The following is an 11,562-nucleotide window of genomic DNA, read 5'->3' as shown; positions in this document are numbered from 1 at the left end:
ATATATTACTATATTAAAATAAAGTATAGCAAAACCATAAAAATATGAGTAATAAGTCAAAAAATTAGAAATTTATGATTCTTTATAAACAAAAAGTAAATATTTTTTTAGAGACTATTTTATTTTTTAAAAATAGTCTCTTTTTACATGTTATAATTAAAATGTAAAAATATAATATAAATATACAACTAGGGAGATTAATGTATGAGTATAAAAGTAGCAAGAAATATATCATCAAAAAAGTCTATGAAATCGATTAATAAAATTATTAATAAAATAAAAGAATATAGTAATTATAATCCGTCTATAAATTATAAAGAAATTTTACTTAAAAATAAAAATCAAAGTAGAGAGCAGTGTCTAAATGCTATCTTGCAAGACCCTTATAACATTGAATTTGTAAATAATAAGACTGAAGAATTATGCCTAAGGTCAGTTCAATTAGATGGTTTAGTCATTGGAATCATAGAAGAACAAACAGAAGAAATATGCTTAGAGGCTGTTGAAAATAATGGAATGGCACTTAAACTAGTAAAAGAACAAGCTGAAAAAATATGTAAAAAAGCAGTTGAACAAAATGGGATGGCTTTACAATTTGTTGAAAGTCAAACTTCTAGTATTTGTTATTATGCAATTGCAGAAAACGGTATATCGTTACAATTTATAGAAAATCAAACAGAAGACATATGCGTAAAAGCAGTAGAACAAAATGGAATGGCATTAGAGTTTGTAAAGGAACAAAATGAAAGAATCTGTTTGGCTGCTGTAAAAGATAATGCAGAAGCTCTAAAGTTTGTAGAAAATCAAACAGAAGATATATGTGTAGAAGTAATAAAAACAAATGGAGTTTATATAGAATTAGTAAGAGAGCAAAGTGAAGAATTATGTAAAATAGCTGTAGAAAATAATTATGAAGCTTTAAATTATATACAAGAACAAAGTGAAGAACTTTGTATGATAGCTTTAGAAAAAGATGCAAATGCTATTAAATTTATAAAAGAACAAACAGAAAAATTATGTATATTTGCTATAAAAAGAAACTGGAATGTAATAGAGAGTATAGAAGATAAGTACATTTACTCTGTATTTAAAAATTTGGAAGAAACTTTAGATAAATCAGTTTTTGCAAATATAGTAAATAGCATTAATAAAAGTTTTACGAATAAATTTTACTATTTAATAAAAGAAGATGAAGGTTTTTTTGTTTATTTGAAAAATCCATCTAAGCAAATATGTTTAAATTGTATAGAAGTAAATCCTTTTGTAATAAAATTTGTAAAAAGTCAAAATAAAGATATGGCTATAAATGCTGTTTCTATAAATATAGAAGCCATTAAATTTATAGAAGAAAATCAATTAGTTAATTGTATAGAGTACTTTAAGCACAATGAGGAATTATTTAATTATATAGATAAAAATTGTTATGAAGTTTATGCTAAAGTAGTAGGCTCTGATTGGAAATTATTGGAGTTTATAGAAAATCAAAATGAAGAACTTTGTATGGTAGCTTTAGAAAGTAATTGGAAATCTATACAATTTGTAAAAGAACAAAGCGAAAAAATTTGTTTAAAAGCAGTAGCTAAAAACTATGAAGCGCTAGAGTATATAGAAAATCCAAGTGAAGAAGTCTGCAAAAAGGCTATAAGTAAAAACTCAAACTCAATAAAATATATAAAAAATCCTAGTATAGAATTATGTAATTTAGCAATAGAAAAAGATTGGAGAGCTATAGAATACATCAATAATCTAAGTGAAGAGATAGGTATAATAGCTATAAATAAAAATTGGCAAGCTATAAAGTTTATAGAAAATCAAACTGAAAAAATATGTGAATTAGCACTTAATAAAAATATAAATGCTATAAAATTAGTTAAGCACCAACCGATAGACCTTTGCATCGAAGCAGTAAAAAAAGACTATAGAAATCTTCAATTTATAAAAGATAAATATGAAGATTTATGTATGATAGCTATAAATCAAGATTGGAAGGCTATAAAGTTTATAGAAAATCAAACTAAAGATATATGTCTACTTGCATACAATAAAAACCCAAAAGCTATTGAGTTTATAGATGAAAAGTATTTAGAATTTGTAAAAAATCAAGCTAACAATGAAGATGTAGTAGCTAGTGAAGAGCACGGTGAAGAGCTAGATATAAAGCACTTAATAGAAACAGTAAAAATTAATCCCAATGCCATAAAAGATATAGAAGTAGATGATGAAAGAATATACTTAGAAGCAGTTAAAAAAGACGGTATGGTTTTACAGTATATTAAAAACCAAACTACGGAAATATGTGTAGAGGCAGTAAGACAAAATGGACTAGCATTACAATTTGTAATAAATAAATTATTGTCTATATCATCAGAAGGAGTAAGACAAAACGGACTAGCATTAGAATTTGTAGAGAATAAAACCATAAAATTACAAGAAGAAGCTATTAGCCAAAATGGTAATGCTATAAAATTTGTAAATAATCCAACTACTAAAATGATGATAGATGCATTAAAATCAGATTGGAGAAATATTGAATATATAGAAAATCACACAGAAGATATGTGCTATTCAATAGTAAGAGAAGATGATTTTGATTTTGGTATAGTAACTAACAAATCTTATGAGTTATGTTTAAAAGCTGTAGAAAATAATTGGAGAAATATAAATTATATCAAAAATCCGGATGAAAAGCTCAGAAACTTAGCAGCTGAACAAGACGATTTTAACTTAGAAGAAATACAAAATCCAAGTGATGAGCTACTTTTAGATGCAGTTTACTATAACTACATTAATATAAATTATGTAGATAAATTAAATGATGAAATGTGCCATGAAGCAATAACACATCCTCATTTTTCATTTCAAGATATAACTATAGATAAGAATGAAATTTGCTTAAGAGCAGTTAGATACAATTGGAAAAATATTGATTTAATTTATGAATTAACACCAGAAATATGCTCTAATGTTATAAATAATCCTGATTTTGACCCTAAAGAGTATAACCCAGAATTTTACTATAGCTTAGAAAATATATATTTAAATGCTGTAATATTTGATTATAAAAATATAAATAAAATAGATAATCCGAGTAGTAGAGTATGTATAGCAGCAATTAAACATAAAGAATTTAACGCTGACAATATAAGGTTTGAAATAGAAGAAATTTATATTAATGCAGTTAAAGATGACTGGAAAAATATAAATTATATACAAAATCCAAGTTATAAAGTATGTTTTGAAGCGATAAAGCAAGATGAATTTTCATTAAAAAATATAACTAATAAGTCTTATGAACTATGTATAGAAACAGTAAAGAAAGACCCTTATGCTATACAACATATAGAAAATCCAAACCAAGAAATTTGTATAGAAGCAGTAAAGAGAAATGGATTTGCAATACAATATATTAAAAACTACAATCAAAAAATAGCTTTAGAAGCAGTTAAATCTAATGCCTACTCTATTCAATATATATTAAACCCAAGTGATGAAATAATTGAAGTAGCTAAAGTTACAATTCCTGATATAGAAAACTATATAAATACAGGAAGCATAGAAGAACTTAAACAAATAGAAGAAATAATTAAAGAAACAAGTATAGATGATGAGATAGAAGAAGTTGCAATAGATAAAGATGAAGAAACTGAAGCTATTACAGAGGATATGACTGCAGAAAATCAACAAACTATAAAAAAACATCCCATACCTAAATTTGAAAGAAATAGTGAACTTAAGAATATAAACGGAGTGAATATAGAAGAGTTAAGAATATCACTTTTTAATGAGGCACAGCAATATATAGATAGAAGATTAGAGGAAATTCTTTTAGGCGAAGAAACTATTGAAAAAACTACAGAAAATATAGAAAAAGAAAGCTCAAGAGAAATAAGTAATCCTATAACTGAAAAAATTAACATAAAATCTCAAGAAGATGAAATTAAAGAAGAGTTAGAAAGTAGTAGTTTTGAAGTAACTAAGCAAAATATACAGAAAGATTATCCTCAACTTGAGAAAGACTCAATAGAATTCTTAAGCAATGCAGAGTATTTATTCTCAATGAAAAGAGTAGGTATGATAGATTATTCCTATATAGCAATTAACTACTTCAAAGTTATAGAACTTGAGTTAAATAGCTATTTGATTAAAGAAGGATGTTTTAGTGAATATAGAGTATTAGGGGATTTAAGAAATTACATTAGTTATAATCTTAGAAGCTTAAAAGATTTATCCTATATAAATGAAATTTTAGGAGACTTATTAGAATACAGAAATGATTGTGCTCATACTGGTGTTATTCATGAAAAAAAGTTAAATAAAATAAGAGATTTAGTATTTAGAAAAGGATTATTGAATAAAATATCAAGTATAAAAAATAAATAAAATAACGGCTATGTTAGTTGATTAAAGGATACCTATTCTAGTAAATGCTAGAGTATGTATCCTTTTTTGTGTAAAATTCATAATTTAGTATAACTACAAAAATAGGGGGAGAGATAAAACTAAATGGAAAATTACTCTTATATAGCAGAGGTTAAAATCTCTAAAGATAGTGAATTTTTTAAGTATAATATTGTTTATCCAGTTATTAGACTCTACAAAGAGTGTGTAAATTACAATAGTTATAGTCCTAAAGTTATAGAGAAGATAAATTATGAAATATATAAGGATGTAATGGATTTTAAAAATAGTGTAAAAAAAGAATCAAAGGAATATAAAAAAATATATAAAGAACAATTAGAAAACTCAGGAGAGGATTATGTAAAATATAAATATGAAACTTATGTAGATTATGAAGTACCTTACGACCAAAATAATCTAATAAGTATAATAATAACTAAATATCAGTTTACTGGTGGAGCACATGGCATGACCTTTTTAGATAATTATAACTATAATTTATTAACAGGAGAAAGATTACAGTTAAAAGATATGTTTAAAGATGGAGTAGACTATAAAAGCATTGTGAATGATTATATAAATAAAGAAATAAGTAAAAATCCAGAAGATTATTTTAAAGATGAAGGTGGTTTTAAAGGGATAATTGAAAATCAAAACTTTTATCTAGAAGATGATGGAATAGTAGTTTATTTTAGCTTGTATGAAATAGCACCTTATTATGTAGGAATACCAAAATTTAAGTTAAAATACGAAGACTTTAAAGATTATTTAAAGTAGCAATGAAGAATTAGTAACAATCTATTTAATAAAGATGAGTAAATAAAAAATGGCTTAGAGACTAAATACAAAAGCCATTTTTTACATTTTATGTCTATAATATTTATATAAAGGTTGTTTAAATAAAGCATATGTATATAATATTTATATTAGTAATTATAGAGGAGATAGAGTATGGAGTATAAAATATATATTGTAGAAGATGATCTTTCAATAAGTAATTTATTGAAAGATTACATAGAAAAATACGGATTTGAAGTAAAAGTAGAAGAAAACTTTGAAAATATAATGATTGCTTTTGAAGAATATAATCCAGACATAGTCTTATTAGATGTAAACCTGCCTAAATTTGATGGCTTTTACTGGTGTACTAAAATAAGACAAAAATCAAATTTACCCATAGTTTTTATATCAGCAAGGGATAGCGGTATGGACCAAATAAGAGCTTTAGAAAGTGGTGCAGATGATTATATAATTAAGCCTTTTTATTACGATGTAGTAATAGCAAAAATAAAAAGCCAAATAAGAAGGGTATATGGAGACTATGCACCTAAAATAGAAGAAAGAATAGTTGAACTAGATGGACTAAAATTTTACCCTGAAAGATTAGAGCTAGAATATAAAAATAAAAACTTAATTATAACTAAAAAAGAAGGTATTTTATTAGAATGTCTTATAAAAAAATACCCAAAGGTAGTAGATAGAGACTATCTACTTGAAAAAATATGGGATGATATTGAATTTGTTGAAGAAAATACCCTAAATGTAAATGTAAGTAGAATAAGAAAAAGACTAGAAGAAGTAGGAATTTATGACTCAGTTCAAACGGTAAGAGGTGTGGGGTACAAATTAAATAAAAACTGGTAAGGGTGATAATATGAAGATTTTTTTGAAAAATTATAGAGGGTATATTGGTATATATTATTTAGGCAATATAGTTACAATACTATATTGTATTCTTATGAACTTTATGAATATAAATGAAGCTATGTATATTTTATTATTTAATACTTTTATAATAGGAAGCTTCTTAGGTTATAAATATTATAAAGAAAAAAGAGTATATAATTTGTTTGAAAATAATTTAGAAAACTTAGATTACTCTTTTGTAGATTTAGGAAACGGTCTAGTTGGACAAAATATCTCTAACTTATTAAAGCACCAGCATAATTTATATGAATTCAATTCTCAAACTCAAGATAAAATTTATAAAGAACATTTAGAATTTATAAATCAGTGGATACACCAAATGAAAACACCTGTATCTATTATAAATCTCCAACTTCAAGATGATGAAGGAGAAGAGATAGCTGAAAATATACAATCAGAAGTAGAAAAAATAAATAAAGGTCTAAATATGGCAATGTATTTTGCACGTCTAGGAGAATTTCAAAAGGATTTTGTAATAGATAAGATAAACTTATATCAAGTTGTTATGGAATGTGTAAATGAAGAGAAAAGATTATTTATAAAAAATAGGATAATGCCCAAAGTAGAAATTGATTATAATATTTATGTATACACCGACAGTAAATGGCTAAAATTTATAATAAATCAACTAATTACAAATGGAATTAAATACTCAAAAAATTATGGGAAATACTTAACTATAAAATCAGTAGATGAAAGTAATTATGTAACTTTAAGCGTAATAGATGAAGGTATTGGAATAGTAAAAAAGGATATAAAAAGAGTATTTGAACCATTTTTCACAGGTGAAAATGGACGTATATTTGGAGAGTCAACAGGGATGGGACTTTATATAGCAAAAAAAGTATGTGATAACTTATGCCATAACATAGAGATAAAATCAGAAAAAGAAAAAGGTACAGAGGTAACTATAAAATTTACTAAATAAAATAGAGTGATAGAAAAGTTGTCTTAAGATAATAAATTATTTTAAGACAATTTTTTTAGGGAAAATAAATTGAAATCTTAACCTTACATAAATGTAATATTAGTGTAAGGTTTGAAAATAGAATAAAAGCTAGATACAGAATAAAATTAATGTATAGCTAGAGATAACATTAAAAGCTAAATATTGTAGATTCAAGAGAGGGAATTAAATGGATATTTTAAATGTAAATAATATAAGTAAAGTATATGGCAAAAGCATAATGTTTAATGCATTAGATAATTTAAGTTTCAATGTGGAAGAAGGAGAATTTATAGGTATTATGGGTCCATCAGGCAGTGGAAAAACTACACTGTTAAATGTAGTTTCTACAGTAGATAAGCCTACAGTAGGGGAAATAAAACTAAATGGCAAAGATATTCTACACCTTAAGGGAGACGAACTTGCGCTATTTAGAAGGAGAAAGTTAGGATTTGTATTTCAAGATTTTAATTTAATAGATACCTTAACAATAGGAGAAAACATAGTTCTGCCATTAACTTTAGATAAAGTAGAGGAAAAAGAGCAAGATAAAAGGTTAATTGAAATAGCAACAATACTAGGGATAGGAGATTTATTAAACAAAAGAACTTACGAAGTTTCAGGAGGGCAAGCTCAAAGAGCATCTATTGCTAGGGCTCTAATAAATAAACCTTCAATACTTCTAGCAGATGAGCCTACTGGAAATTTGGATTCAAAATCAGCAAAAGATGTAATGGAAACCTTTGAAAAAATAAATAGAGAAAATAAGGTAACTACTATGATGGTAACTCATGATCCTTTAGTAGCAAGTTATTGTAATCGGATTTTATTTATAAAAGATGGTAGTATCTATAATGAAATATATAAGGGAGAAGATAGAGCGCAATTTTATCAAGAAATTATAGACGTACTTGCATTATTAGGAGGGCGAAATTAATGAATATTAGGAAATTTGCAACCAATAATATTGTTAGAAATAGTAAGTCTTACTTAGGATATTTCTTTAGCATTTTAATATCATCAAGTTTGATTTTTTCTTACAATATGTTTATGAATCATCCAGACTTAGATATGTCTAAGTTTTCCCTAGAACTACAAAGAATATTAGAAGTAACTAATTGGGTTGCATATGTATTTTTACTTCTATTTGTATTTTATTCAGCTAGTGCATTTTTGAAAAGTAGGTATAAGGATTTTGGGACGCTGTATATTTTAGGAAGCTCTAAGAAACAACTACAAAAAATGATTCTTATAGAAAACTTAATAATAAATGCTATATCTTCAACAGTAGGAGTTATAGTAGGATTGATTTTTTCTAAGGTATTTTTAATAGTAGTTTCTAGATTGATAGGGTTAGAGCCATTAAAATTTTATATACCAACAGAAGCTATAGTTAGCACAATTATTTACTTTATAGTTCTTGCAATCTTAATATCTTTATTTGCTTCAATTGTAGTAAAAGAAAATCAAGTTTTAAAACTATTGAAGGAAAGTAAAAAACCAAAAGCAGAGCCAAAAACTTCACCAATACTAGCTATACTTTGTGTAGTATTACTTATAGCAGGATATTACCAATCAGTTACAGTTACAAAGCGGAATCTTATAAATCGTATAGTTCCTGTTACGGCTATGGTTATTGTAGCAACATATCTGATTTTTTCTCAACTTAGTGTATTTTTTATAAATAAACTTAAAACAAATAGAAAGTACTACATGAATGGAACTTCAATGTTATGGATATCAAATTTATCTTACAAAATAAAAGATAATACTAGAATGTTTTTCTTAATAACAATAACCTCAGCAGTAGCTTTTTCTGCAATAGGAACGGGGTATTCTTTTTGGAAGGATATAAAGCGACAGGTAGAACTTTCATTTCCTCAATCTATTTATTACTCAACTCATGAACAGTATGATATTAACGGTAAACCTAGAGATAAAAATAAACATGAAGAAAGAATTAAATATATAGAAGATGGTTTACAAAAGGAAGGAATCAAGTATTCAAAAGAAAATGGTGAAATTAAAAAAATATTTCCTGGGAAAAATACTAGTTGGGATGTAACTATTATTAAAGAATCTGATTATAGAAAAATAGCTGAAAATCTTGGAATAGAACCAATAGATTTCAAAAATAATGAATCCGTATCATTGACTTTAGAAGAAATACAAAAACTTAGTGGTGATGTTACTATAAATAATAATAAACTTAAAGTTATTAGACAGATAGAAAAAACAGTTATGCCAGCTTATTATAGTAAAATGTATGTAGTTAAAGATGAATTTTACAATAGTATAAATACAGAGTTTACTATTGATAAATTTACTACATTTAATGTAGAAGATTATAATAGTACATTAGACCTAGTTGAAAGATTTAAAGATAAATATGAAGGAGAGTCTGGAGTTGAACCGTATATATTCTTTTCAAGAGCAGATATGCTTCAAACTGGAAAAGTAGTTTATTCAACTGTATTATTTTTAGGAATATTTATAGGATTAATATTCTTTGTTACTTCTAGTAGTTTTTTATACAACAAATTTTATATGGACTGCCAAGAAGATAAGAAAAAATACGTTAAATTAAATAAAATTGGATTAACATATAAAGAAATTAAAAAAATATCTACAATAGAAATAGGAGTTTTATTTTTATTTCCTTATATAGTGGCAGTCATACATTCTATTTTTGCTCTTACTGCATTAAAAAGATCTTTTGATATGGAAGTTGCAACATCTGCATTTTTGGTAATGGGAGGATTCCTTATACTTCAAGTAGTATATTTTTATATTGTTAGAATGAAATATCTAAAAGAGATTAAATTTATTATAAAATAGATGGAATTACACTTTTGATATACTTATAAAAAATACTCGTTAAATAAAATGTACCCTTTAACAAGGACGTTTTATAATAACGAGTATCTTTACACTTAATGAAATTATATTACATCAGAAAATGTTGATAAGTTCCTATATTTAAATTATAGTGCTATAGGAGAAACTTCAGATTCAACATTTTCAAGTTCTTTTAACTTCTTAAATTCTTTACGTATTACAATAAAACCAATTATTGCAGATATTACATCGGCTATAGGTCCAGCCAACCAGATACCATCAAGACCTAAAAAGTTAGGTAATATTAAAAACAATGGAATCAATATTAACACTTGTCTTGATAAACCAATCATCATAGAAATTTTAGCTTTTCCAACTGCTTGATAGTATGTTGAACCTATCATTTGAATACCTATAACAGGTAGTGCAAATAAGAATATTCTGATTCCATAAACTGCAATATTAGATAATTGTGGATCATTATTAAACAGTCCAATAGCTTTATCAGGAATAAACATTATAAATAACCAACTAAGTATAAGTATAGTTGTAGATGCAATTAATGAGTATCTATATGCTTGCATTACCCTTTTATACTTCTTAGCTCCATAGTTATATCCGATTATAGGTTGAGTACCTTGATTAATACCGTATAATGGCATTACAAATATTGTACAAACTGATGTTATTACGGCCATAGCACCAATTGCTAGGTCACCACCGTGTGTCATTAAAGCATTATTTGATACCATTTGTACTAAACTTCCTGCAACTTGCATTCCAAATGGTGCCATTCCTATTGCTAATGTAGACATTACTATTGTTTTTCTCAGCTTTATATTAGATAATTTTAATTTTGTAGTACATTTTTTGCTTTTTATAAAATAGAATAAAACCCAAGAAGCTGATACTGTCTGTGATAAGACTGTTGCAATTGCGGCACCCTTTATACCCAATCCAAATCCAAATATAAATATTGGATCTAATACTATATTTACTATTGCGCCTATAAGCATAGTGTTCATAGCTATTTTAGGGTTTCCATCACTTCTAATTAAATTATTTAAAGAAAATGCACATAAATTAAAGATTGTTCCAAACATTAATATACGTAAATAATCTAATGCATATGGAGTTGTGCTTTCACTTGCACCAAATGCACCCACTATCTGTGGTGCAAATATATTACCTATTACTGCAACTAACAGACTTGCTATTACTACTAATGTAAAAGCATTACCTACGTATTGAGCTGATTTTTCTTTATTACCAATACCAAGCGTAAGAGATAAATTAGCAGCAGCCCCAGTACCGATAAGCATACCTATTCCTGTAATTATTGATGTTATAGGCATTGTAATTCCTACTCCTGTTATGGCAAGAGCTCCCACATCAGGTATATTTCCAATATAAATTCTATCAACTACATTATATAGCATGTTAACTACCATACCTATTATAGCTGGAACTGCGAATTGAAACAGTAATTTAGTTATGGGTTCTTCACCTAAACGATTTTGAGTATTTATATTGCTCATTAGTTTCCTCCCTATTTTTCTTTTTATTAAATTTAAAAGAGTATTTTAGCAATGAGAAAGTATACATTAAAAATTTTGCTAATGCAACGATTTTTTTGAAAATGAAATAATTTGCTATAAGGAGAAGTGTATTTA

General features: G+C 26.2%; 7 protein-coding genes. 6 read left to right on the top strand and 1 reads right to left on the bottom strand.

All coding sequences use genetic code 11. The annotated features are described in order from the left end of the window. The first annotated feature begins 204 nt into the window (after positions 1–204). The 6 genes from ACRC03_RS07745 (at position 205) to ACRC03_RS07720 (ending at position 9,889) form a co-directional block, all read left to right on the top strand. Positions 205–4,380 (top strand): DUF4116 domain-containing protein, encoded by a 4,176-nt coding sequence (locus tag ACRC03_RS07745; protein WP_438651993.1) that lies wholly within the window; start codon positions 205–207, stop codon positions 4,378–4,380. Between the two features lie 123 nt (positions 4,381–4,503). Beyond that, positions 4,504–5,175 carry a DUF3298 and DUF4163 domain-containing protein gene (locus tag ACRC03_RS07740; RefSeq protein ID WP_438651992.1) on the top strand — a complete coding sequence of 224 codons (672 nt, stop codon included), beginning with the start codon at positions 4,504–4,506 and terminating at the stop codon, positions 5,173–5,175. Positions 5,176–5,349: 174 nt separating this feature from the next. Next, complete coding sequence (locus ACRC03_RS07735) at positions 5,350–6,042, top strand: response regulator transcription factor (RefSeq protein WP_438651991.1); 693 nt, start codon at positions 5,350–5,352, stop codon at positions 6,040–6,042. Positions 6,043–6,136: 94 nt separating this feature from the next. Further along, complete coding sequence (locus tag ACRC03_RS07730) at positions 6,137–7,033, top strand: sensor histidine kinase (RefSeq protein WP_438651990.1); 897 nt, start codon at positions 6,137–6,139, stop codon at positions 7,031–7,033. Positions 7,034–7,241: 208 nt separating this feature from the next. Further along, the gene (locus ACRC03_RS07725) at positions 7,242–7,988 is read left to right on the top strand and encodes an ABC transporter ATP-binding protein (RefSeq protein WP_438651989.1); all 747 of its coding nucleotides are present in this window, start codon (positions 7,242–7,244) and stop codon (positions 7,986–7,988) included. Beyond that, complete coding sequence (locus ACRC03_RS07720) at positions 7,988–9,889, top strand: ABC transporter permease (protein ID WP_438651988.1); 1,902 nt, start codon at positions 7,988–7,990, stop codon at positions 9,887–9,889. The genes ACRC03_RS07725 and ACRC03_RS07720 overlap by 1 nt, the downstream gene beginning before the upstream one ends. A gap of 146 nt (positions 9,890–10,035) precedes the next feature. On the opposite strand, the gene ACRC03_RS07715 is transcribed toward ACRC03_RS07720, so the two are convergent. Then, on the bottom strand, positions 10,036–11,427 hold the full coding sequence (locus ACRC03_RS07715) for an MATE family efflux transporter (protein WP_438651987.1): 1,392 nt from the start codon (positions 11,425–11,427) through the stop codon (positions 10,036–10,038). Positions 11,428–11,562: the final 135 nt, after the last annotated feature.

The sequence above is a fragment of the Romboutsia sp. genome (assembly GCF_051659545.1).
Lineage (GTDB): Bacteria > Bacillota > Clostridia > Peptostreptococcales > Peptostreptococcaceae > JBOFOR01.
The sequence above is the reverse complement of the archived record's forward strand: the minus strand, read 5'-3'. Positions and strand labels throughout refer to the sequence as shown.